The following is a 25,684-nucleotide window of genomic DNA, read 5'->3' on the forward strand; positions in this document are numbered from 1 at the left end:
GGATACAGTGACAGTTGATAAGGTTACGAGTGTGCCTACCGTCCCGATTTTCGGTGTTCAGGTATCAAGGCTTAATATGAAAGGTACATTAAATGTATTAATTCAGGCGGTGAAGTCTCGCCGCCCCCATCAAGTGATCACTGCCAATCCGATTATGGTCATGGCTGCATTGGAAGATCCAGTGTATATGAATGTGATGAAACAGGCAGAGTTGATTGTTCCAGATGGAACTGGTGTGGTCTGGGCAGCAAACTATGTTGGACATCCTGTACCCGAGAGGGTGGCAGGTTTTGACTTGTTACATGAATTGCTCGCAGCTGGAGAAAACTATCATTGGAAAGTTTATTTACTTGGATCAACGCCTGAAGTGATTCAAGCGACCGCTCAGCGGGTACAGGAGCTTTATCCTGGAATTACGGTTTGTGGCAAGCGCGATGGTTTTTTTGGTCCTAACGAGGATGAAGCGGTGATTAGGGCTATTCGTGAAGCGAACCCTGATTTGTTGTTTGTAGCGCGTGGAGCTGATACGCAGGAACCTTGGATTGGTAAATATAAGGAACAACTGGGTGTACCGGTGATGATGGGGGTCGGCGGTAGTTTCGATGTTATATCAGGAAAAACAAAACGCGCACCTAAACTGTTTCAAAAGCTACGAGCTGAGTGGTTATATAGACTCATAAAAGAGCCTAGTCGTTATAAAAGAATGCTTGCGTTGCCGAAATTCGCAGTGAAAGTGATGCGTGAAAAAGAAAACGTCACAAAAGTGTGATAAATAGCTTGAATCTGCCTTTAAAACCCGCTAATTTGCCAGAATATGAGGCTTGGTATTTATTTTTGATCAGAGTATAATTCAATGCGGTTACATCTGAAAAGGCATTGCTTTAAAATTGGGGGTCGAATGATCAAATGTTATTGATCTATATTATTGGTTTCATCATGGCACTGGGACTTGCGCTGTTACTTACGCCGCTTGTCAAGAAATTCGCTGTGAAGGTTGGAGCCGTCGATGTGCCGAATGCCCGAAAAGTACATACCCGAATTATGCCGCGTCTTGGCGGTCTGGGGATTTTCTTGGCATTTCTGTTGTCCTTATTGGCGATGTTACCTTTTGTGCCTGACGGAATGCTGTCCTCGCGGGATATTAACTTTATTGCAGCCTTTCTGATTGGCGGTACGCTGATTACATTGATTGGTGCTCTCGATGATCGTTTTGATCTTAATGCAAAATTGAAATTTTTGGCTCAAATTGCCGTGGCATGTATGGTCGTGTTTGCTTTTGATATTCGTGTGGATTTTGTAAATGTACCTTTTCAGGATGCATACTCTTCTTTAGAAAGCTGGATTTCCATTCCGCTTACGATATTTTGGATCGTAGGTGTGACCAATGCTATCAATTTGATTGACGGTCTGGATGGACTAGCTGCAGGTGTCTCAGGAATTGCGATTGGAACGATCGCTGTGATGTCACTACTAATGGGCAATTACATGGTGGCAATGCTTTGCCTTGTGCTGTTAGGTAGTATTATCGGATTTTTATTTTTTAACTTTCATCCTGCAAAAATATTTATGGGTGATACAGGGTCCTTATTTTTAGGTTTCTCTCTAGCTATGCTTTCAATGCTTGGTTTCAAGCAAATTGCTATCGTATCATTTATTACGCCATTGATTATTATCGGTGTACCTTTGTCAGATACATTCTTTGCTATTATTCGTCGCAAGTTGCAGAAAAAACCGATATTCTCACCGGATAAAGGCCATTTGCATCACTGCTTGCGCGAACTAGGCTTCAGTCACAGACAGACGGTGTTGATTATCTACGGTATTGCTGTATTTTTCGGTATATTAGCCGTTATCCAATCGTCGGCTGCGCTTAATGAAGCAAACTGGGTCACCTTTGTCGTGATATGTATCATGATGTTCTTCCTACAGATCGGAGCAGAAGTTATTGGTCTCGTTGGCAAAACTAAACGTCCTGTTCTTAACACACTAATTCGGTTGTTGGCTAAACCAGATTCCCAGACGCGATCGAAATTATAATTTTAATTTAAATGTAAGCCTTCAAGCTTAGCGGTATACCGCAGGTTTGAAGGCTTTTTTGATGTTTGCTGTAAAAAAACTCCCTCCTTTTTTGAGAATTTACTAATTTTTTGTATGTTTGCTACCGATAAAAAAAGTAATGAATGATTACGTACCCCAAGGTGCGACAGAATCAAAGGAGGACAATGATTTGAAACGATTGCTATCCATGTTGCTGACGGTTGGTCTCATCATTGGCTTGGTGCCGGCGGCCCTGGTAGGTACGGCTCATGCTGCGACAGGAACTTATTTCATTTTTCCAAATGAAAAATATGATGCGGATTCGGCCAGAATGGTAAACACTGACCGTGTTACAGTTAACGGTACGATTAACGGAGTGAATGGAAGTACTATATCGTATAGTGTATTCCAACTCTCTAAAAATGGAACAAACCTTAACGTAGTTAATAAAAATGAGAGTCAAAAGGGCGGAATTACGGTCAATGGCTCTACGATTCAAATTTCAGACATTAAACTTTTTCCTGGTTTGAACCGAATTACATTCCAAAGTAGTCAAAATTCGGCTGAAATGAAGGACTCCATTTATATTGAGTATCAGGATGGACCCAAGCTGTATGATCTGTCTGCCACACTGAATGGTGAAACCCAGCAGTTAGTAGAGAATCAGACGGCGGTACTGACAGACGCACGAAATAGCGGTACGGATGATGTGAAAGTAGTCATTCAAGGTACGGCGCCTAATGCTGACAGTGTAACGCTTACTTCTACAAAAAGTAGCAATACGTATACTGTTAACTCCTATACCAGTTATAAGCTAACAGGAAGTGTTGTACTCAGCCCGGGTAAAAATATAGTGACGATTAAAGTGGGTAACGGAACTCAGGCTCTTACGGTTACGCGTGAAATCACGATTTATACGGGTAAACCTGAATTTTCTGATCTGACTTTGAACAAGGACGGAAATGTGTCTGCTGATCTGACGACTTCGCCTGACTTTACTGTATCGTCTACGAGTGGTGTGGTTTTGAAAGGTAATGTTCTGGTTCCTTCCGGAGCAACTGATCCAGTAGTGAGCAAAATTAATGCTAGATTTACGGACGTAAGCAATAACGGTAGCGCAATTGGTGATACCAATGGAATTGATGCTACGATTGATACAGCAAATGTTGTTACATCTACTGGTTACAAATTATATCCGTTCCAGGTAACAGTGCCTGATGGCATCGTAACCGACCACTTGATTCGTGCATCTCTGAGTGTAGGTTTTGCAAATGGAACGAGTTCCAATGCATCTGCGGTTCAATTTACATTGCGCAGCAGCACACAGCCTTATATTGATGACGTGAACTTTCTCCCGGATCTTAATAATCAGCTGTTGAATAGAATCAAGGGTAGCGGGTCTGATCAAGCAGCTGCCATAGATGAAGCCATGAAATTAACAGGAAGTTCTATGAAGAACAAGACTACTGATGCTCCATCAGTGCCTGTAGGTATGGAGTTTATCATTGTTAATGGTACGCCTAGCTCAATTAACGAGCTTTCTGGTGTATCGGTTCATACCGTGGGTTCACCCCAAGATGTGATTCGGACAATTAATGGTAAGTCAACACAAGTGAAAAAAATTGTTGCTTACGTAGATACTTTGCCTAAAGAAGGACAAAACGTACTAAATTTTTACCTGAATGGTGACTCAAGTAAATTGATCAAGGCAACTGTTAATTTATTACAGGGTCCATTCATGAAATACGATACCATTTATGATGGTCAACAAATTCCGTTGAATACATCGAGTGCAAACTTAAATACGTACAAACTGAATCAATTGGGTTATTTTAAAGGTAAATTGCTGGACGTGAGTAATGCTGCGGATATTCACTACACTGGCAGTAACCGAAATGTATTCTTGTATGTGAACAACGTATTAGTTGATCTTGATGGCTCAGGAGCGAACTTTAAGTTGGCTGCTTCCTCGGAAACAGCGGCTGCCAACGCACTGGCAAACGGAAATAATGAAATCAAGTTTGTGTTTAAGCCAGGTATTGAATATAGCAATACGGTAAAAGTAAACTTTACACAAACGAATATTCCAGTAATTCCTGTTCCAAACACACAAGGAATTATTCCTTTTACACCCGTTAGCGGTCTGAGCAATACGCCGAAATATAGCGAAATTGCACCGAAATCAAAAGATGCAAACTTCACTAAAGTAGATGACACTAACTACAATACATCGCTGAAAAATATCAATATCTTTGGTACTTTCAGTCTTGCTGATTTGGGTAAAGCGGATCAGGTGAGTGGTTCGTTAAGTGATATTGCCAATAAAGATCAATACATTTTAGAAATTAAAGGTTCGGACGACAGTGAGGTAAACTGGACGCTGAATAACGAGTTCTTCTCAGCGGAAGATGCCAAAACGGCATACAACTCTGGTGCTACTACGGATAAGTTTACAAGCAAAGATTTGAAAGACCTGCTCGTATACTACCATCCGGACAAAAAGTATTTCAGTTTTGTATTGAAAAACCAAACTATTTCGCAAGATGGAACGCCAGTAGCTTATAACATTACCTTGTACAACAGCGGCAAGAGCGGACCGTTTGCTACTTTCCGACTGCAAGTATCCGGTCAATCTACATCTTTTGATATCTTGCGTCCGCTTCCTGAAAAAAGAATCGTGAATCAAAACTTTGTGCAAGTTGTTGTGAACGCAGGTAATGCAGATAGTGTTATGGTAGGTAAGGAGAAAGCAGTTCAAGAAGGTTTTGATTCTGATTACGATGGTACTGTTGATTACCCATCAACCTACAAAGCCATCGTTACAGGTCTAAAAGCCAACAAAGATAATAAAATTGATGTAGTGGTTACAGTAGGCAAGGAAAAATTAAAACAGACCATTACTGTTAAATATGTGCCTACTAATATTCCTGGCGAGCAGTACATGGAAGCGATGAAAACATCGCACAAAGTGTTCGATGGCAATCTTACACTTGCGTTCGCGAAGGGAACGAGCCTGATTCGTCGGGATTACGATCAACCACAGCAATTCAAAAACCAGGTTTTCTCTGGCCACACTTTGTACTTTGCGATCGCGAATAGCGAAGATGGTGTGGTAGACCGTCATGAATTTGAAACTGAAAAAGCATTGTCCGACATGCGGAGCTTGATTGCAGATGGAAGTAGATACTTCAACAGAGATTTCCCAAGTCGCTTTACCAAGTCCAGTCCAGTATTCTGGATTGACCCAGGCACAGCAGATGATATCAAAACAGATGCTTACGATCCGGTAACGTATGGTGCTGATCCATATCAATTGGCAAACAAATCGCAAAATGACAGTAGCAAGATCAAAAACTTCTACTGGCGTGACCCATCTAACGAGCTAGTACCTTCCAAGCGTGCTACATTGACGCTGACGTATGATAGCAGTATTGCTCAGGATGCAGGGAAACAAATGACAGTGTTCTTTTTTGATCCTGATTTGAAGGATTGGCAGAACATTGGTGGTGTGGTGGATCCGAAGAAGCATACCATTAAAGTACCATTTGACCGTTTCGGATACTATGTAGTCGCTAAGGTTGGGGAAACGTATAGTGATGTCATTAAGCACAAATACGCTAGAGATTATATCGAAGCTATCTTGGCCAAAGGTGTCATGAACCCAATGGATCCAATTAATAGCTTTGGACCTGACAGCTACATTAAAAGAGGCGAATTCACGTCGATGATTGTCAAAGGTCTGCAAATTCCGCTTAATTTCAGTGGAGCGAAGCATTTCGACGACGTGTCTATTCCAAATACGATATCCGCAGATGCGCTCTACGATTATCGTTATATTGAAACAGCTGCGCGTGCCGGTATTGTCAAAGGTTCGCAACCAAGAATCTTTATGCCGGAAGATGTAATCACACGTCAAGATGCAGCAGTCATTATCGCCAAGGCATTGAATTTGAAGCTGGAAACAGATCATGACAAGATCATGAAAAATCTGTCCAAGACCTTTAAAGATGCGGACAAGATCGATTACTACGCACAAGCATCTGTATTGGCTATTGCTAAGAAAGGCTTTATCACAGGGTCGCCTGTAGACGCAAGTGATCTGAAAAAAGGATATATGTTTAACCCTACATCCTTGACCTTGCGCGGAGATGCAGCCATTATTGTAGCTAAAGTTATGGCTGATAAAAAACTGCTTCCTAAAATTTAATCCTTCCAACAACCTGAAATTATTAAACATCCCTCCATGAGAAATGGAAATTCCCTTTCATATACATGAGAGGGATGTTTTTTATAAATCAGCTATTTGACTGGAATTACGGGCCTATGCCATAATATCAATGAGATGAAAACTTTGGAGAAGCATTACGGCATTTTTATTTAGCTTTGCCTTAAATGGGTGTATTAATTGCTTTTTTTTTTAAGAATTTATCTCAAAATGTGTTTATTATTTTTGTATATGTTTTTTTGCGCATTTATCTGAAACTTTACGCCTATTTCATCGTAGTAGAGGATGTGTGTGCTTAAATATTACATAGAGAAGTGAGTGGGGAGTGATGAGATGTCTCAGTTTTCAATACGCCGTCCTGTAACAGTATTTATGTTAATTATTGCTTTGTTAATCGGGGGCGGTATTTTTGCGTTAAGGCTTCCTGTCGAGTATATGCCAGATATGAAGCTGCCTTACGCTGCAGTGGTGACCAGTATTCCAAATGCAACGCCTACTGAGGTTGAGGAATTGGTTACTAAACCTATTGAAAAGAGTTTGGCTTCTATCGAGAACGTGGATACAATCACGTCCGAGTCTTCAGAAGGATCATCTATGGTCATGATTCAATTTAACTGGGGAGTAGATATGAACCAAGCAACCCTCGACATGAGGGATAAAGTTGATACCGTTAGAGGATCTCTTCCAGACACGGCAAATTCGCCGCGTGTTCTAAAAGTGGACCTCAATGCAACGCCAGTTATTACCCTCGCTTTTACAGGAGACCAGGATATTAACAAGCTGAAGCCTATTGCTGAAGATATTATCGAGCCGCGGCTTGAAAGAATTGCGGGAGTAGCTGCAGCCAACATGTCAGGTGGTCAAGAACGACTCGTAAAGATCACTGTAGATCAGGCCAAGCTTCAAAGCTATGGCATTACGCTGGATCAAATTCGCCAGGCCCTATCGGCTAATAATGTTGCTGGCTCTGCGGGTTCTGTATATCGTGGTAATACACAAATTCAACTTCGCGTTCAAGGTGAATATAAAGCTGTTTCAGAAATGGGCGAAACGCCAATCCCTGTAGGTAAGGGAAGCGTGAAATTGAAGGATATCGCGACAGTTGAAGACTCCGTAGAAGAAGTCACCACTATTTCTACCTATAATGGGAAGCCAAGTATTAATATTTCTGTTACTAAGGCTACTGGTGGAAATACTCTTTCAATCGCTAATTCTGTGAAGGAAAGTTTGGATTCGATACGGAAGGACCTGCCTCCTGGAACACAATTGGAGATGGTAACTGATGCTTCCAAGCCTATTAGAGACTCCGTACACTCACTAATAGAACATGCTATATTGGGGCTTATTATCGCAGCTATTGTGTTGCTATTATTTTTGAACAGTATACGTTCTACTATTATTGCTGCGATCGTTATTCCAATTTCCTTCGTAGCAACGTTTATGATGATGTATTTCACTGGACAAACCATTAATGTTATTTCATTGAGCGGTTTGCTTCTAGGGTTAGGATCCTTTGTCGACTTTGCCGTTGTAATCATTGAAAATATTTTTAGGCAGCGACATGAAGGGAAAAGTATGCTACAAGGGGCAATTGATGGCTCCAAGCAAGTGGGCAATGCGGTTATGGCATCTGCACTTGCACAGATTGTAGTATTTTTACCAGTTGTCTTTGTTGATGGTATTGCTGGAGTTATGTTTAAACCGTTGGCATTAACTGTTATCTTTTCTCATATAGCAGCCTTGCTCGTATCCCTTATGATTGTGCCGATGTTGGGCTCACGTTGGTTGCCTACCGTACCGGATGAATCTATATATTCTTCAGGTACTTATAAAGGTATTAACCCTATTGTGTGGTTTAATATTGGATTTGAGAAATTTAAGGGTGGCTATCGCCGTGTACTGAAGTGGGGAATTAATCATCGAAAATCTGTTTTAATTATTACTGTATTAATGTTTGTGGCAGCTGGGGCTCTGATTTCTATGGTTAAGGCTGAATTTATTCCTGAATCCGACACTGGGGAATTCTCAGTTACAGTGAAACTTCCTAATGGAACAGTTCTAGAGGAAACTGAAAGAGTTGTTCAAGGTATAGAAAAAGAAATTTTGAAAGTTCCTGATCTGGACAAAATGACAGTGACTGTTGGTTCTGGTGGTCTTTCTGGTTACTCAGGGGCGGCTCCATCCAATTCGGCACAACTAAGTGTAACGCTGAAGGATGGCCATCAGGCAACAGATGTTATAGTTGAAGGCCTTCGTAAGAAATTTGATAGTATTCCGGATGCAGAGATTACACTGGCGTCCGCAACAGGTCTTTCGACTGGAGCAGCTGTTAACATTAATCTGAAAGGCGACGATATGGATGTCTTGAGGGAACTCTCCGACAATCTCGTTGCTGGCGTAAAGAACATACCGGGAACGGTCAATGTAAAAAGTTCTTTGAATGCGGTTCGCGAAGAATATGAGATTACCGTTAATCGAGAACTTGCTAGTCAATATGGCTTATCAGCAACCCAAATTTTATCTGCTGTAAATACTTCCTTTAATGGATCTGTTGCAACAAGCTATCGCACAGGTGATGATCAAATCGATGTGAAAATATCTCTGCCTGAGCAGGATCGACATGACTGGTCCTATTTGAAAGCATTACGTATTACCACTTCACAAGGGATTGATGTGCCTTTATCTTCGGTAGCAAGTATTGATAAACGCGCTGTACCGGATAGTGTCACCCGTGAAGACCAGACACGTCAAGTACAGATTTCTGCTGATATTGATGGATCAGGGGACATTCTAACCGTCAAACAGAAAATAGATGCTCTTTTGAAGAGTACTCACTTCCCAGAAGGCTATAGTGCAGATACGGGTGGCGGGCAAAGTGAACAAATGATGGAGTCTTTTATAAACTTAGGGATAGCTATTCTGCTATCTGTAGTTCTGATTTATATGGTTATGGCAGGACAGTTTGAATCTCTGCTCACACCGTTTGTTATTATGTTTTCGATTCCGCCTACGTTAATCGGTGTACTTATCGGTCTAGTGGTAACGGGAGCGAGTCTCAGTGTTTCGGCTTTTACGGGTTACATCATGCTCGTCGGTTTGGTCGTAAATAATGCAATTGTCATGATTGATTTCATTATTCAGCTTCGAAAAGAAGGCGAAGATCGAGATGAAGCTATTATTCATGGGGCATCTGAGCGGTTGCGTCCGATTTTGATGACAACGCTGGCTACCGTACTTGCTTTGATTCCTATGGCATTTGCTAAAGGTGACGGTAATGAGACACAAGCTCCTATGGCGGTTGTTGTTGTATTCGGGTTATCCTTCGCAGCTTTGGTCACGCTGATTCTTATTCCGGTTGTTTATGTTATTTTGGACAATATCATTCAAAAACGTAAAAATCGCAAATTGAAAAGACAAGAAAAGAGACAACTGAAAAAAGAAGCGAAACTACAAAAAAGTGTTCATATATAAGGTGAGGTGGAGAAACATAATGAATAAAAAAAGTGCTCTGATTGCCACAACTTTGCTTTTATCAGTTGCATTAGCAGGCTGTGGTGGGGGGGAGGCCCCCACTGCGCCAGCTTCAGTGCAGAAGGCGATCCCAGTCCAAGTGGCAAAAGCGGCTAAAGGCAGTATTAACGACTCAACCGGTATTATTGGAAGCTTTGCTCCGAAAGAGACGGCTCAAGTATCTCCGAAAATTAGCGGAAAAATTCAAAGTATCAATCTTACAGTGGGGCAAAAAGTAAACAAAGGCGATACATTGTTTACTATAGACCAAAAGGATATTCAGGACTCGATTAAGCAATCTCAGGAATCGTACCAGGTTGCCTTGGCCAACTTAAAACAGGCTGAGTCAGGCGCAGCACAATCTGTGCAACAGGCGGAGTCCAGTGTGGATCAAGCCAAAAGTGCGCTTGTACAGCAAGATAACTCCATTACACAAGCTCAGACCAGTCTGATCGATGCTCAGAATTCCGTGCGTGATGCACAAAATACGCTTAATCGCAACCAACAGTTGTTTAGTGCGGGCGCTCTATCTCAATCCGAGTTAGAGCAGTCCCAAATAGCGTATAGAAAGGCTCAAACTGCGGTGGAGAATGCTCAGATTGCGCTCCACAATGCACAAACATCCAAGGAAAGTGCGCAAACCACATATAATAATGCCCAGAAATCATTGCGTCTTGCACAACAAAAAACGGGCATAGACGTAGCACGTGCTTCTGTAAATCAAGCTAAAGCCAGTTTAGACACAGCACGTAGCCAACTGGTGGATGCTGTAGTCAAAGCTCCGATTTCCGGCACGATATCGGTAGTAACAGGAGTCCAAGGGCAAATGGTTAGTGCGCAATCTGCAGTTGTTACAATTGCGAATACCAATCCTATTATTGCTAAGGTCAACGTTTCTGAATCGGAGCTTCTGAAGATGCAGGTGGGTTCATCTGTAACTGTAGGTGTGGACTCGTTGGATAAGCGCATTGAAGCCAGAGTATCGGCTGTCAATCCGGTAATGGATAATGATCTCAAGGCATATCCTGTCGAGATTTCGGTTCCAAATGGTTCTGGTGAATTAAAATCAGGGATGGTTGTAACTGTATATATGAAGTCAGAAGCTCCTAAAAACATTTTAGTATCGCAGGATGCCGTTACAGAGCAGGCAGGGAAGAAGTATGCATATGTAGTGGAAGGTACTGTTGCTAAGAGGGTAGAAGTGCAGACAGGCCAGGAAAGTGCCAAACAGGTTGAGGTCACCAAGGGGCTCACTGAGGGACAAAATGTCGTCGTTAAGGGCGTAAGTTTGCTTTCAGATGGCGCGAAGATTAATGTAGTAAAATAATTTGTTTCGTTATATTTACATTATATTGCTGTTCTCCGTCATTTCTACTATTTAAAGTGTATTAGAGTATTAGATTTCTAAGGAATCTATAGTCTTTATGTACTTTATGTATTCTATGGATTATTCGTTACGAATATACTCCATTAAAGACCTCATTAATGTACAGAAAATACCCCTGTACATTTAAGGTTGAGAAGGTAAAAGTTGTAGGATGACGGAGGAACAGGTTCAATAGTATAATTATGACTGTGGAAAGCGGAATACATAATCAAAAAAAATAAAATTTTTTTTGAAACAGACGCAACTTTTTGGACCCATGCTACGTCTAATTGGGTGAGTATGAAACAAAGGGGTACAAAAGCGTAAAGACAAAATTCGCTAAAAAAAATCTTTACTGCATTGTTATCACATTGTATAATACTGGAGTACGTCATAAATGGACGCTTTCTTTCAACTAGATTCCAAGCTTCTGTGATATTGTCACAGATATCATTTTATAAGGGTTCTCATAAAGCTCGGAAAGGAGGTGTAACGACTGATGAGTGACAAGATCCGACAAAAAGACAAAAATAATATTTCTGTTTATATTCAAGGAGGAGAAAAAAAGGTTATGACAAAGTTTAACAAAAAAATGATCAACGTGCTGGCAACAGCAACATTGGTTGCTGGTGTAGCAGCTCCAATCGCAGCATTGACTGCACCAACTGCTATCCATGCATCTTCCAGCTACACATCTCTAAATACTCCTACAATTGATGCCAATGCTAAATTGTATGTGAAAGATAGTGTAGGTACATTTGATGGCAGAGTAAAAGTAGTAATTAGTAAAGCATCCCTTCAAAACAATTCTTCTTTTACTGTGACTTTGCCTAAAGGCTTCGAGTTTGATAACTCAAAAGCTGATAAAACTGTTGGCGTTATTGGCACCACTGTTAATGACATTAAAACTGGAAGTGTTAGCGACGCTACTTACGGTTTGGGTGTGTATGCAGACTTTGATGGCAACACTGGCCTTAAAGTTGACGCACAACCTTTGTACAATGGTACTAACAGAGTAAACTCTGCAAAAATCAGTGTTTCTGGTGGAACTAACCTGAGTGATGATGTTACTCTTTACCTGAACTTCAGCAAAATTAATGTAACTGGACCAAGCAATGGACCAGTTAAAGCAACAATTGATGCTGCTTCCAACAGTGGTTTGACTAGTGGTGAAGTAGTGATTGCGAATGTGGTTTCTTCTGGTCAAATCTCTTTGGCTGCTAAAGATACTGTTTCCAACACTGACAACTTTACTTTCACTTTGAATGTTAAAGAACAAACGGCTGGATCACTGAAAACAGGAAACATTAAATTGAAACTGCCAAGTGGTTTCAAATGGAACGCTCCTGACTTCACAAACACTCAATTCTTGTATGGTGGTGCTGGTGTCAAAGTAATTCCTTCTGTAGATGGCGACACTTTGACTTTGTCCACAGATAAATCTACTACCGAACAAAGTGCTATTAATCTCCCATTGAGCTTCTACGTTGATGATGAGACTAACACTAAAGAAGGCGATGTAGTAGCTAATATTTCTGGTAATGCTACTACTGACGTTAGCTCCCTTGTAGTAGGTAGCTATGGTCAAATCGGTGGTGGTGTATCTGTAGCTACACCAACAACAATCCTTGCTGGTCATGACGAACAAAAAATCGGTGACTTGGTTGTTAAAGAAGCTGTAGCTGGTTCTTTTGTAGAAGGACGTACAGTAACTTTGCGTTTGCCAGAAGGTGCTCGTTGGCAGTCTACTTTTGACAAAGCTGATCCTGCTAAAAACGAATTTAGTGGATCTCTTGAATACGCAAATGGTTTCAGTGGAGTAGATGTTACTTATACCGATTCCGACAAACGTACTTTGAGATTGACTTACAAAGGAAGCAAAACAACTAATGACCCAGGTAAACTGACTTTGAAAAACTTCGAAGTTGCTACTCAACCAGGTTTCTCCGGAGATCTGAATGTTGAAGTTGCTGGTAGCCAAGGCCTGAATGGTACTGTTAAGGTTGCAACTGTGAAACAAGCAGTTACTTTGGCTGCTGCTTCCAAACCAACCCTGACAATCGGTCTGGGAGATCAGCAAATTGGTGATATCACAATCACTGAAGCTGCTAAAGAAGCTTTGACAAAAGACGGAAACCGTGAAGTAGTTCTGGAATTGCCTGTTGGCGTTCGCTTTGCTTCTACTCCAGATGTGAAAGTTACAACTGGTGATGCTAAGATCAAGAGCGTATCTACAGATACTTACGGCGATAGCAACAAAGGTCGTTTGACTTTCTACGTTGATAGCGAAAGCACAACTCCAAGTACAATCACAATTTCAGCTCCTAAGCTGACTGTTGACCGTACTGTAGCTCAAGGCGATATCGTTGCTAAACTGAAAGGTAGTGCTGTTTCTTACACTGCGTACAAAGGTAGCAGTGTAACTCAAAACTGGAAAGACAATAATACGTCTGCTGCTGAAACAGCAATCGCAACTATTGGAACTCCAGCTCCAGGTGCTACTAAAACTAAAGCTGTCTTCACACTGGGAAGCACTTCTTACACTGTGAACGGCCAATCTAAAACAGCTGATGTAGCTGCTTATGCTGAAAACGGACGCACTTACTTGCCAGTACGTTATGCAGCTGAAGCTTTGGGTGTATCCCCACAAAACATCCTGTTTGACAAAGCAACTTCCACAGTTACCCTGATTAAAGGTGACCGCGTTGCTCAAATCAAACTGAACACTAACCTGTTGACTGTTAACGGTTCTGTGATTCGTATGGACGTTAAAGCTGTAACTAACAAAAACCGTACTGTACTGCCTATCTTCTGGGTGAGCAGAGCGCTGGATGCATCCATCAACTATGATGCAACTGCTAAAACAGTAACTGTTGAAAACAACAACTAATTTAAGAGCAACTCTTTTGAGTTAACTGAATTAGATGAGAAGAGGGTTCCTTTTGGAGCCCTTTTCTTTTATTAGTCTTATTGACAAAGGAGAAAAGTTATGAAACGTTTTGGAGTGGCATTACTATCCACATTGGTTCTTACTTCTGCGTTTGCTAATCTTGCAGGAGCTCAGTCAGGTGATATAAAGGTTATTATTAACGGTGTAACTCAGCAATATACACAGTCTCCGATAGTCAGTCAAAATACAACCCTAGTGCCTCTTCGTGGTGTTTTTGAAAGCTTGGGAGCGCAAGTAGAGTGGGACAGCAAAGCCAAAAAAGTAATAGCATCTAAAAATGATGATACATTAACTTTAAATATTGGTTCTAAACTTGCCTATAAAAACAGTAATCCTGTACAGCTCGATGCGGCAACTCAAATTCAAAAGGGTCAAGTGCTCGTTCCTTTACGTTTTGTGAGCCAATCATTAGGCGCCAAAGTAAATTGGGATCAAGCTACACGAACAGTGACCATTTCGAATCAAGCTAATGGGAGCGTCACTGACACTAATAGCTTGTCCAGTAAGCCACTCACAGCCCCTGTAACCAAAGTTACTTATGATACCTACTATAATGATTCCTTAAGTTATGATGACGCAGTTAAATTGGCTATTGTTGATAGCACTTCAATCAAAACAGTTGAAACAAGTATTGATCAGGCTGGGAAAATTATGAAAGAAGCGGGTAAGAATATTGACTTTGTTCCCGCTGAGGCAGGTGTTGAAGCACTAGATAAAGCTTACAAAGGTTATGCCCAAACGAACCTTAATTATGAAGCAGCTAAAAAGAACCTGGAACTGACCAAAGAAGGTATTGAATATAACGTGAAGGATCTATACAATAAACTCCTTCAAAAACAAAATGCGGTTAAACTGGCAGCATTGAATATTGAAGATGCAGAGCGAAAACTTAAAGTTGCGCAAATCAAGAGAGATAATCAAATGTCGAGTGATTATGAAGTTACCCAAGCGACCAATCAGTTGACTCAAAATCAAGCAGCTTTGGATAAAGCTAAAAAAGATTTGGATAGTGCATATGTATCTTTAAATCAATTGATTGGCTACAAACCAGAGCAACGTTATGAATTGAAGGATAAGCCTGTATATTCTGAATTTAAAGATAATGTAGAGACAAAAGTAAGCCAAGTACTCACTAGCAGCACTGCCATTTGGTTGAGTGAGCAAAAAGTGGATTTGGCTGAACTGAGTTTGAAGCTTTATAACTTTAGCACTCCAGGAAATACCCCTTATGAAGCTGAACAACTTAATGTTGAAAAGGCTCAGTATGCTACAGAAGGCACAAAGAGACAATTGGAAGAAGCTGTGAGAACAATTTATAACAACATCAAAGCATTGGAAAGTCAGTACTCACAGATTCAAGCCGGTTTGGTGAGTGCAAGAAGTGCGGCTGATATGGCTAAAAAGCAATTTGATGTTGGATTGGCTACAGAGCTTCAGGTTTACGAGGCTAATTTGAAAGTGACTACCGCTGAACAACAAGCGGAAGATATTGTTTCAAGTATTGATACTTTGAAGCTGGCTTTCAATAAGCCATGGGCTATGCAAGGTTCCGCTGGAGCAAGTGCGCAATAATTTAAGCTTACCTATACTTGTTATAACCTGCAGTAGGAGGTCTTCATGAAATCACGCTATAAAGTATCGTTGGCTGTTGTTTTACTTGGAGGAGGAATTGTGGCTGGCTCTTTGATGAACAATTCAGTCAATGGAGCCTCCAGTTCTGGACAACCTGGAACAGCTGATGATCCAGTCGTAACCAAAAGCTATGTTGATCAAAAAATTGCTCAAGCCATCAAAGGTGGGGGAAGTGCAAGTAGTACTAGTAGTAAGACAACTAGTTCGACTGCTCCAGCAACAAACACCACTACTTCTAATACAACCACGTCTTCAGGAACCTCTAATGCAACTAAAAGTTCAACGGTGGAGCAGACAGAGGCTTTGAAGGTTGTTGATGTAAAGCCTGGTCAGAAACTAATTGCAAAAGCTGGAGCAGAATTTATTTTACGTAATGGAAATGCTGTTGTGTATAGCATGGATGCCAGTGGTGCTATTGATATTACTTCTGGAACTGAAATTGTTCATAACCAGGCTGTCGAAAAAAATCATTTATTATCGTTTCCTAGAGAAGGAAGAGGTATTCAAGTAAAAGAAGGCCAAAAGTATGGCTTAGTCGTTATGGTACGTGGCGGCTATACTGTTCAATAACTGGGGTCTATCTCTTTTTAAGGTACTCTTTTTCTTAAATCCTGCTTGGGATAGCAAATTGTTCTTGGCTAAGTTGACTATAAACACTGCACACTAACTTCATGAAAAATAATTCATTGAGTGGAGGGTGCGTACAATGGCGTCAAGAGGTCAAAGACGATTAATTCCCGAAAGCCGTGCCAGGTTAGATGATTTGAAGTATGAAATTGCTGCCGAGTTTGGGTTGCCTGTTTATAATCCTCAATATGCACATATACATCCGAATGCTGACAGTGAATTTGCTGCAGAATTGGGAGAGTTTACGAGGAGTCAAAATGTAGCGTGGCGCGATTTAACTTCAAGACAAAATGGCTCCGTTGGTGGAGAGATTACTAAACGATTGATACAATCCGCTGAACGTAGCTTATCTGAATTTGGTACATTATAAAATGTAATTATTGATACAGATTTTAAACAAATAGTAGGTATACAACTGGAGCTATTTACATGTGGATCAAAATGGTTCGCATGTAAACTCACTTCATTTTCGAATTTTGTTATTTGGATGACATGAATTGACACCTTGTTTTAAATAGGATATCATGGCATTTGAGGCTTGTACGCAACCTTTTCCTACCGGAAAAGGTTCATTTTTTGTTAATCAGGTGTAAAAGATATCTTCCGTCATTTGTTGGGTTGAAGGTAACTGAATAATGCCATGCCATGTTAGGATTTATTAAAAATCCTCATGTATTTTAATTGTGGGAGGTTGAAATTCATGTCTGTAAAAGGTCGTCATTTGTTCACGTCCGAGTCTGTAACAGAAGGCCATCCGGATAAAATTTGTGATCAGATATCCGATGCTGTATTGGACGCCTTTTTGGCTAATGACCCTAATGCACGGGTAGCATGTGAAGTATCGGTAGCTACCGGTCTCGTTCTCGTCATTGGTGAAATCAGCTCCAAATCGGAATACGTGGATATTCCATCCATTGTTCGTAATACGATTAAGGAAATTGGTTATACACGTGCAAAATACGGTTTTGACTATAATACTTGCGCTGTATTGACTTCTTTGAATGAACAGTCGCCAGACATTGCTCAAGGGGTTAACGCTGCCCTGGAAAGCCGTGATCCTGCTGAAGTAGATAAGGAAACAGAAAACATTGGGGCTGGGGACCAAGGATTAATGTTCGGTTTTGCTACGAACGAAACACCTGAGCTAATGCCTCTTCCTATCGCTATGTCTCACCGTATTGCACGACGCTTGTCTGAAGTGCGTAAGGATGAAACACTGAATTACCTTCGTCCAGATGGTAAAACTCAAGTAACGGTAGAATATGAAAACGGCAAACCTGTCCGTATTGATGCCATTGTGGTTTCCACGCAGCATGCAGAAGATACTACTTTGGAGCAAATTCAAGCAGATATCAAAGAAAAGGTTATTTTGCCAGTTGTTCCTGCCGAATTGCTGGATGAGCAAACCAAGTACTACATTAATCCGACAGGACGCTTTGTAATCGGTGGTCCTCAAGGGGATGCAGGTCTGACAGGCCGTAAAATTATTGTGGATACGTACGGTGGTTATGCACGTCATGGCGGGGGAGCATTTTCGGGTAAAGATCCAACAAAAGTGGACCGTTCTGCTGCTTATGCTGCTCGTTATGTGGCGAAAAACCTCGTGGCAGCTGGATTGGCTGACAAGGTTGAAATACAGCTTGCTTATGCCATCGGTGTAGCTACGCCTGTTTCGATTAACGTCGATACATACGGCACAGGGAAAGTCAGTGATGAAAAACTCGTTGAATTGATCCGAAATAACTTCGATCTTCGCCCAGCAGGCATCATTCGCATGTTGGATCTGCGTCGTCCAATCTACAAGCAAACAGCTGCCTACGGCCACTTTGGACGCACAGATCTGGATGTACCGTGGGAGAGTGTAGATAAAGCGGAAATTCTGAGAGAGCAAGCGGGGTTATAATCCTCGTAGGTCATCAGAATAACGCATTAACCTAAAAAGACTGTTCATGCTATGCATGAGACAGTCTTTTCAGGCTGTCGAGAAAGTCTCGACAGCCTATTTTATGTTTATTTTGTTTAAGACGGCACCGCGTTAATGTTGTATAATATAGGTGACTATTGTAGAACGGATGGTGTTGATATGCTACGTTCCAACCGCGAAAAACAACAATCCTACGAATTTGTTTCCATCGAAGATCTGGTTCCTCAAGATCACTTGCTCCGCAAAGTAGATAAGTATATCGATTTTTCGTTTATCGATGATAAAGTTCGACCACTGTATTGTACAGACAACGGGCGTCCTGCCATTGATCCTACCGTGTTGTTTAAAATGATCTTCCTCGGTTATTTCTACGGCATTCGATCGGAACGACAACTCGAGCGAGAAATTCAGACGAACCTGGCTTATCGCTGGTTCCTGGGGCTGGGCTTAACGGATAAGGTTCCGGACCACACCACCATAAGCTGGAATCGTCGCACCCGCTTTAAAAACACCACGATCTTTCAAGATATCTTCGATGAAATTGTGCTGCAGGCGATCTCTCACCGAATGGTGAGCGGACGTGTTCTCGTCACCGATTCCACACACGTCAAAGCCAATGCTAACAGACACCAGTACACCAAAGAACAAGTATTACAGAATACCAAAGACTATATGGACGAGCTGAACGAAGCGGTGAAAGAGGACCGGAAAAACCACGGAAAAAAGCCTTAAAATCCCGAGAGGAAGTGAACGAAGAGAAAGAGATTAAAGTAAGCAAAACAGACCCAGACAGCGGCTATATGATCCGTGATGGCAAGCCCGAAGGCTTCTTTTATCTGGACCACCGTACGGTGGATACGAAGTACAATGTGATTACGGACGTGCATGTGACACCGGGGAATGTACATGATTCCGTCCCCTATTTGTTCCGTTTGGATCGCCAAAGAGAACGTTTTGGTTTTCAAGTAGAAGCTGTTGCACTAGATTCAGGTTATTTAACGACGCCGATTTGCCGAGGTTTGCAAAACCGAAAGATTTTTGCCGTGATTGCTCACCGAAGATTCCATCCCAGACAAGGACTGTTTCCGAAATGGAAGTTTGAATACGATGCCAAACGCAATGTGTATAGATGCCCAGCCCAACAGGAACTGCCCTACCGAACGACGGACCGAAAGGGATACAGACAGTACGCGTCCGATCCAGCTCAGTGCCAGCACTGCCCGTTACTGAGCCAGTGTACCCAGTCTCAGAATCACCGTAAAGTGGTGACTCGCCATGTCTGGGAAGACAGCAAAGAATGGGTACGGAATAACCGGCTGAGCCCATCTGGAAAACGGCTGTACCGCAAACGAAAAGAGACGATTGAGCGAAGCTTCGCGGATGCTAAAGAGCTCCATGGGTTTCGCTATTGCCGTTTGCGCGGACTTCCGAACGTCAGGGAACAAGCCCTCATGACGGCAGCCGTGCAGAACATGAAGAAGATGGCGATTCACCTGGATCGCCTGGCGAAACAGGGGTAATCCCCCGTTTTCCCCAGGTGCCAGACCCATTATTATGTAAAGAAAAAGAAACCCTCGTCTCCAAAGACAGGGTTTCTCGACAATCTAAAAAGACTGTTCATGCTATGCATGAGACAGTCTTTTTTTGATATGCTTGCTATTAGCTATGAACTTGCCACAGTGTACTTAATTTCGCTCCACTATTCGGATATCGGTGCGAGACCCAATAAATTTCTGAGTAAATGACACACCTTCTGTACTTCCTTATATTGCTCCAAATACGCAAAAAGAGCTTTTAAGAGACCTTTCTGAGGGTTCGATTTCAGAGCCTCTTCCTTTAATTGAGCGTAAATTTGCTGACACTCCTGTTTCTCCTCTGAGCTCCACGAAGACAGCAGTATACTGTCTTCCAGGGAGTGGAGAAGGCCGTTAATTTGACGACCTTGGTCAAAGGGATTACTTAAAGCGCTCTCGGGTAACCAGCCTTTCTTGCTCCAAAACAAATGTGGAGCGGGATCAGCACTGCTCAGGCTGGTTGCCAAGGAACTGGATAAGAAGATGATAAACTGTGTTAGATGCTCAATCGTTTCATCATTCATCCGATCGGCAAAGAAGCGAATATATTCAAACACAATGCTTTTCAGCACAAAGGTTATATCCCATGCATGATCTTCAATGCCTGGTCCAAAAATATCAATCAGGCAGTCGCGAACCCATTTGTATAATTTGTATTCATGCTGTTCAAACGCACCATTGAGTTGTTCATTTTGAAAAATAAGCATGGAAGGCTCAGGAAGATCCATCATGAGATACACTTTGTTTTCAACAAGATTTTTCAAGTAGAGTACAATAAAACCGTGCAGCTTATCGTGTTTAGATAGGTCAGGTTTACTGTAGAGAGCTCGGATGTCTTGTTCAATATTGTTTTCCAGAATGACACACATTTCCAAAGGCAATTCTTCTTTCCCTTGAAAATATTTATAGAAGGATGCTTTTGCCATCCCACTTTCTTTAGCGATTTCTTCAACAGATGTTGAATAATAGCCTTTTCTGGAGAACAGCCGAATGGCCGCCTGTAAAATATCATTTTTTTTACTTTCCATACATACTCCCTCCAGGAACCAACTCGACAGCATGCGGAATTCGATACTTCATACATTACAAAGGTTGGTCACGTGTAATAACTGTGTGCTGCTGTTTTTTGAGTTGCCGGTGCATCTTGTACTTGGCCATGATCATATACAAGGACGGCACCACAAACAAAGTTAACAAGGTTGAAAATAACAAACCGAAAATGACGGTGAACGCCAGTGGCTTAAAGAGCAGGCTCCCTAATAGTGCTAATGGAATCATACCTACAATGGCAGCCAGGGAAGTCAACAAAATCGGTCTGAAGCGAGCAGCGGCGGCTTGTATTACGGCTTCCCTTAACTCCACTCCTTCATATCTTGCATCCTCGATAAATTCAATTAAGACAATCCCGTTCCGTACCACAATACCCGCAAGTGCGATAATTCCCATGATACTCATAAAACCGATGGGCATACCAGTTAGAAAAATACCAATAATCCCGCCGGCAGCTGCTAGGTACACGGTCGTCATAATAATAATAGGAATGGAGAGTGAATAAAACTGCATCGTGATCAAGAGTAAAATGAGTAAGACTACAACAATCGCCAGCTTCCCTAAATCTCCGAATATGGTGGACTGATCGGATGTTTCACCGCCTACCTCCCATTTATAGCCTTCAGGGAACTTCATTTGTGCCAGTTTGCCTTCCACATCTACCATGGCTTCACTTGCAGTTCTTCCATTCAAGTCAGCTTCGACCGTAATCGTCCGCTCCATATTGTAATGCTTGATTTGCTGAATAGCAAATGACGGTTTAATCTGTACAAGCTGGTTTAATGGAATTTGCTTGCCAGCTGCATTCACTACACTTAATTGTTGGAAAAGCTTACTTGGCTCCTCGTTACTGTGATTCAAATACATCTTGATATCTACCAGACTGCTTCCCGTATCAAATTGACTGACTTGAGCTCCTTCTTTTAACAGAAGAAGGGTACGAGTCAAATCTGTATAGCTTACTAGATACTGATCCATGGCTTGTTTGTTAACCTCAAGCTCGAGGGCATATCGTTCAATTCCTATGTCATCTACGATGCCCGTTGTGCCCTCAACTGTCGCGATCTGCTCCTTTGCTTTTTGGGCAAGGGTTTGCAGTTCATTCAGATCCTGACCTGAGATACGAATAGAAACGGGTTTACCTACTGGAATCCCAAGACGGGGAACATACATGGTAACCGTAACGCCAGGGTAGGATTTCTTAACATGTTGTTCCCAAGCATCAACTGTCGAATTGAGATCGAATACGTTCTCTTTTCCGACAACAGCAATCTGACCTACGGTTTCGTTATAACTGATAGTTCCACCCGCACTATTAATGTCACTAAACAGTTGGGGGGCAGTCCCACCTGCACTGTAAACGACCTTGGAAGTTTCGGGTTGCTTCTTAATCCAGCCTGCAAGATCTTTAACGACCTGGTCGGTTTCCGCAATGGAAGTGCCTACAGGCATTTTTACATTTAATGCAACATGAGGATCTTCAGATTCAGGGAAAAGCTCAACCGATGTAAAGGGAACTAATCCATAAGCGGTTGTTCCAAGCATGAGTCCAACCATAGCCGTCAGCAAGGGACGCTGAATGACTTTAGGCATCAGCTTTTGTGAATAAAGCTTGTTTAAAGAGTGAATCTGCTGACCGAGCAAGCCTACTGGTTTAGATTTCCTCTGAGGATGATGAGTCTGTCTGCGTTTCTCATACCACTCTCGAAAAATAGGGATGATCGTGAGAGACATGATCATAGAAGCTAACATGGACAGAGAAACAATGGTGGGAATGGGTCTAATAAAGGCACCTACATTTCCGGGCAGAAACAACAATGGAGCAAAGGCAGAGATCGTGGCCAATGTTGCAATCAAAATAGATAGCATGACCTCTTTGGTACCTTTTATAGCTGCAACGGAGGGTGGCTCTCCTAATTCCGTAAGTCTGCGCTCAATATTATCGTTTACCACTACAGCGTCATCCACGAGTATGCCGAGTACAATGATCAGACCGACAACGGAAATCTGATTTAGAGTAATGCCGAACATAGGTAAAAAGATAACGGCAATCGAAACCGAAATAGGGATTGCCAGCGCGACAAAAGCTGAGGTGAGTAAATTCAAGCCCAACATACAAACAAGAATAACCGCTGCAATGGCCAGAATCGTTTCACGCTTTAAGTCGTCAAAGATATGGCTTACCTGATCCTTTTGTGCAAAGAGAGTCTGTAAGTGAACACCCGCAGGGAGTGTTTTCTCCAGCTCTTTGAGCTTGCTATTGACCTTTGCGCTCATAGAAGGGATGTCTGTGCCTGTTTCCGCCCCAATACTTAGTGTAATGGCCGGTTTACCCTCTACGTAAGCGAAATATTCTGCCTCAGGATGTGTCAGCTCAGTTGTGCCGATATCTCTTAAATAAACAGGATTACCTTCTTTTGTACGTGTCAAGATGACCTGATTTAATTCGTCAGCTTTTTCGGTCTCACGAACAACGAGTTGATAGGTTCGTCCGTTGTATTCAATATTACCAGTAGGAACCCGATCGATCTGAGATTGAATCGCTTGTGCCACTTGTCCCCACGACAACTGATATTGCTGAAGCTTCTGGTTGTCGATATGGACACGTACTTCTTGATCGGGAAGACCATTGAATTTAACACTGGATACGCCGGAAATCGTATTAAGTTGATCTTTCCAGGTGGTGGTCAAATCATTTAGTTTATACAGTGGGGCAGATGAGTCGGCGGTCAGGGCATAAGAGCCGATAAACGAGCTGGTCAGCTTGTCATTTACAACAGGCACCTCAGCACCTTGAGGAAGATCAGCTTGTGCATCCTGCACTTTTTTACGCATATTATCCCAAACCGTTTGAGGATCGACTCCATTTTTGGATTCGATTAAAATAGAGGAGAATCCGTTCCCAGAAGTCGAATTAATCGTTTTAACACCTTCAACCTCCTTGATGCGTTTCTCCAGCTCTTTAGTTACGGTTTGTTCTACTTTTTGTGGTGAAGCGCCGGGATAGACGGTTGTGACCGTAGCATTCTGTATGGTCACATCGGGCATTTCCTGCTGTGGTAACTGGAAAAATCCAAAAGTTCCAACTACAATCAGCATGACAAAAAACAGCAATGTTATTTTTCGTTTTTTTACGATGTACTCAATCATGGACGTCCGCCTTCCTCCGACTGAATCGCATTTCCATCAAATAGGGATTCTGCCCCTTTAATGACAATACGTTCTCCTTCACGAAGCCCGGATACAATTTGCAATTGATTATCTACAACCTGATTGCCAAGCTCCACAGGGGTTCTAACCGCTTTTCCTTGAACATCTTTGAAAATAAAAGGCTTGCTTCCCGTATTGATGACTGCTTCAGCAGGCACAAGAATACCATTCTTGTCTGTCACCTGATGCGCAGCTTTGATGACCTGGCCGGGTAACCAGTCTCGCTGTGGATTGGCAATGACAATCTCTACGTTAACCCTCCCTGTATCGGTGCTGGTTGAAGGATAGACGTTGGACACCGTACCCTGACGAGTTTCTTCATAGAGCGCCACCTTTACCTGTTGTCCCTTTTTCCAATCCTTAATTTCACTGTCTGGTACGGGAAGGAGTACTTTAAGACGGTCGATGGAGCCTATGCGATAGACGGCTTGGCCCGACGCGACCAAATCACCTGTATTCACGATTTTGTCTAGGATTACGCCGTTCACAGGAGAAGTTAAACGGGTGCGTGACAGTGCCAGCTCTGCCTGGCCCTTGGCAACAAGCGCCTTTTCGTAGTTGGCGCGCGCTTGTTTTTGGGAAGCCTCAGCCTGTTCGCTGGCTGCAAGAGCTTTAGTTTTACCTGCAATCGCATCCTGAAAGGAAGCTTGGACAGATTGATGCTCTTCGGCTGTGGCTCCTTCCAGCAAAAGAGATAAGGAAGCTTTCGCTTGCTCCAGATTTTGAAGAGCAGTGGTAGCATTCAGGCGGGCGTTCTCGTTATCCGACGCGGTAGCTGCCCCCGCCTCAAACAGCTTTTGTGTCCGCTCGCTATCCGTCTTGGCCTTGTTATAGGCGCTTTGTGCCTTATCGACAGTGGTTTGAGCTTGCTGTTTTTCCTGAGCGCGCGCACCCTTGTTGACCTTGCTAACATTTGCACGAGCATTCGCAATACCAGCATCGGCAGATTGAATGGCAGAGGTAGCTGCCTGTAGGTTAGCCTGTGCGTTATCTATACCGGCTAGAGCTTCTTGGATCGAGGCTGTAGCCTGTGCAACCTGTAGCCTGTAGTCGGCGTCATCGAGACGGGCAATGGTTGTACCTTTTTGGACAAGAGTTCCAGTCGTGATTTCTGCGCTAGCGACGGTACCTCCGTTTTGAAAGGCTAGTGTACGTTCCTCATAGGCCTGAAGGGTACCTGACAAGTCATAGGCGGTATGGAGTGGTGTGTTTTTGACGACTGTAGTGCGCACAACGGTCGGCTGTGCGGATGAACCTGAAGCAGCATCTTTTTTTCCGGTAGAGCATCCGGCGATGGCGAGGCTCAGTGATAAGGTGAGTATGATGATGGCCCGTTGTTTATTCATGATTATCCATCCTTCCGATAGGGTCATAAGTTTCTGTTTAAACTTACTGGTTTAAATTGAACTCATAAGTTCATATGTATTATAGTGCGCCAATATTGTATTCGTCAATTCACTGTTTTGGATTTTATGAATTAGTTGGCGGGATTTCGGAACTTTTGCCTTTATAATAAGTCTATTAACATAAGAGGATTTTTTTGTTTATTGGTAGAGTACATGTTCGGATTAATCCGTTT

Annotated in this window: 14 protein-coding genes; 11 read left to right on the plus strand and 3 right to left on the minus strand. The window is 42.4% G+C overall.

All coding sequences use genetic code 11. The annotated features are described in order from the left end of the window. Positions 1-7 precede the first annotated feature (7 nt). The 11 genes from BN1546_RS13745 (at position 8) to BN1546_RS13795 (ending at position 19,791) form a co-directional block, all read left to right on the plus strand. Positions 8-769 (plus strand): WecB/TagA/CpsF family glycosyltransferase, encoded by a 762-nt coding sequence (locus BN1546_RS13745; RefSeq protein WP_090737963.1) that lies wholly within the window; start codon positions 8-10, stop codon positions 767-769. 137 nt (positions 770-906) lie between these two features. Beyond that, positions 907-2,037 carry a glycosyltransferase family 4 protein gene (locus BN1546_RS13750; RefSeq protein ID WP_013373415.1) on the plus strand — a complete coding sequence of 377 codons (1,131 nt, stop codon included), beginning with the start codon at positions 907-909 and terminating at the stop codon, positions 2,035-2,037. A gap of 190 nt (positions 2,038-2,227) precedes the next feature. Then, the gene (locus tag BN1546_RS13755) at positions 2,228-6,244 is read left to right on the plus strand and encodes an S-layer homology domain-containing protein (RefSeq protein WP_090737964.1); all 4,017 of its coding nucleotides are present in this window, start codon (positions 2,228-2,230) and stop codon (positions 6,242-6,244) included. A gap of 351 nt (positions 6,245-6,595) precedes the next feature. Beyond that, positions 6,596-9,733: an efflux RND transporter permease subunit gene (locus BN1546_RS13760; RefSeq protein ID WP_090737966.1), complete on the plus strand. Its 3,138-nt coding sequence runs from the start codon at positions 6,596-6,598 to the stop codon at positions 9,731-9,733. Positions 9,734-9,752: 19 nt separating this feature from the next. After that, on the plus strand, positions 9,753-11,099 hold the full coding sequence (locus BN1546_RS13765) for an efflux RND transporter periplasmic adaptor subunit (protein ID WP_090737968.1): 1,347 nt from the start codon (positions 9,753-9,755) through the stop codon (positions 11,097-11,099). A 538-nt stretch (positions 11,100-11,637) separates the two neighbouring features. Then, on the plus strand, positions 11,638-14,028 hold the full coding sequence (locus tag BN1546_RS13770; protein WP_058830215.1) for a copper amine oxidase N-terminal domain-containing protein: 2,391 nt from the start codon (positions 11,638-11,640) through the stop codon (positions 14,026-14,028). A gap of 99 nt (positions 14,029-14,127) precedes the next feature. Further along, complete coding sequence (locus BN1546_RS13775; protein ID WP_058830214.1) at positions 14,128-15,660, plus strand: stalk domain-containing protein; 1,533 nt, start codon at positions 14,128-14,130, stop codon at positions 15,658-15,660. Between the two features lie 45 nt (positions 15,661-15,705). Then, positions 15,706-16,290, plus strand: a complete 585-nt coding sequence (locus tag BN1546_RS13780; RefSeq protein ID WP_058830213.1) for a hypothetical protein — start codon at positions 15,706-15,708, stop codon at positions 16,288-16,290. A 136-nt stretch (positions 16,291-16,426) separates the two neighbouring features. Further along, positions 16,427-16,717 (plus strand): alpha/beta-type small acid-soluble spore protein, encoded by a 291-nt coding sequence (locus tag BN1546_RS13785; RefSeq protein ID WP_013373408.1) that lies wholly within the window; start codon positions 16,427-16,429, stop codon positions 16,715-16,717. A gap of 330 nt (positions 16,718-17,047) precedes the next feature. Beyond that, complete coding sequence (gene metK, locus BN1546_RS13790; RefSeq protein WP_090737970.1) at positions 17,048-18,250, plus strand: methionine adenosyltransferase; 1,203 nt, start codon at positions 17,048-17,050, stop codon at positions 18,248-18,250. A gap of 180 nt (positions 18,251-18,430) precedes the next feature. Next, positions 18,431-19,791, plus strand: a protein-coding gene (locus BN1546_RS13795; protein WP_090737972.1) for an IS1182 family transposase whose coding sequence is annotated in 2 segments (ribosomal slippage) — positions 18,431-18,998 and positions 18,998-19,791 — 1,362 coding nt in all. Because the reading frame shifts where the segments join, the coding sequence is not laid out codon by codon here. Between the two features lie 179 nt (positions 19,792-19,970). Here BN1546_RS13795 and BN1546_RS13800 read toward each other — a convergent pair. From BN1546_RS13800 to BN1546_RS13810, 3 genes are read right to left on the minus strand one after another with little or no spacing between them, the layout of a single operon-like run. Next, on the minus strand, positions 19,971-20,873 hold the full coding sequence (locus BN1546_RS13800) for a TetR/AcrR family transcriptional regulator (protein WP_025678294.1): 903 nt from the start codon (positions 20,871-20,873) through the stop codon (positions 19,971-19,973). Positions 20,874-20,928: 55 nt separating this feature from the next. Continuing rightward, the gene (locus tag BN1546_RS13805) at positions 20,929-24,045 is read right to left on the minus strand and encodes an efflux RND transporter permease subunit (protein WP_090737974.1); all 3,117 of its coding nucleotides are present in this window, start codon (positions 24,043-24,045) and stop codon (positions 20,929-20,931) included. After that, positions 24,042-25,451: an efflux RND transporter periplasmic adaptor subunit gene (locus BN1546_RS13810; protein ID WP_064961685.1), complete on the minus strand. Its 1,410-nt coding sequence runs from the start codon at positions 25,449-25,451 to the stop codon at positions 24,042-24,044. The genes BN1546_RS13805 and BN1546_RS13810 overlap by 4 nt, the downstream gene beginning before the upstream one ends. Positions 25,452-25,684 lie beyond the last annotated feature (233 nt).

Source organism: Paenibacillus sp. Mc5Re-14 (genome assembly GCF_001049835.1).
Classification (GTDB): domain Bacteria; phylum Bacillota; class Bacilli; order Paenibacillales; family Paenibacillaceae; genus Paenibacillus; species Paenibacillus polymyxa_C.

Bases quoted from the DNA above. Each gene is read 5' to 3' on its own strand.
- BN1546_RS13750 (WP_013373415.1), top strand. From the start codon at position 907: ATGTTATTGATCTATATTATTGGTTTCATCATGGCACTGGGACTTGCG.
- BN1546_RS13800 (WP_025678294.1), bottom strand. From the start codon at position 20,873: ATGGAAAGTAAAAAAAATGATATTTTACAGGCGGCCATTCGGCTGTTC.
- BN1546_RS13775 (WP_058830214.1), top strand. From the start codon at position 14,128: ATGAAACGTTTTGGAGTGGCATTACTATCCACATTGGTTCTTACTTCT.
- BN1546_RS13770 (WP_058830215.1), top strand. From the start codon at position 11,638: ATGAGTGACAAGATCCGACAAAAAGACAAAAATAATATTTCTGTTTAT.
- metK (WP_090737970.1), top strand. From the start codon at position 17,048: ATGTCTGTAAAAGGTCGTCATTTGTTCACGTCCGAGTCTGTAACAGAA.
- BN1546_RS13765 (WP_090737968.1), top strand. From the start codon at position 9,753: ATGAATAAAAAAAGTGCTCTGATTGCCACAACTTTGCTTTTATCAGTT.
- BN1546_RS13780 (WP_058830213.1), top strand. From the start codon at position 15,706: ATGAAATCACGCTATAAAGTATCGTTGGCTGTTGTTTTACTTGGAGGA.
- BN1546_RS13805 (WP_090737974.1), bottom strand. From the start codon at position 24,045: ATGATTGAGTACATCGTAAAAAAACGAAAAATAACATTGCTGTTTTTT.
- BN1546_RS13760 (WP_090737966.1), top strand. From the start codon at position 6,596: ATGTCTCAGTTTTCAATACGCCGTCCTGTAACAGTATTTATGTTAATT.
- BN1546_RS13810 (WP_064961685.1), bottom strand. From the start codon at position 25,451: ATGAATAAACAACGGGCCATCATCATACTCACCTTATCACTGAGCCTC.
- BN1546_RS13785 (WP_013373408.1), top strand. From the start codon at position 16,427: ATGGCGTCAAGAGGTCAAAGACGATTAATTCCCGAAAGCCGTGCCAGG.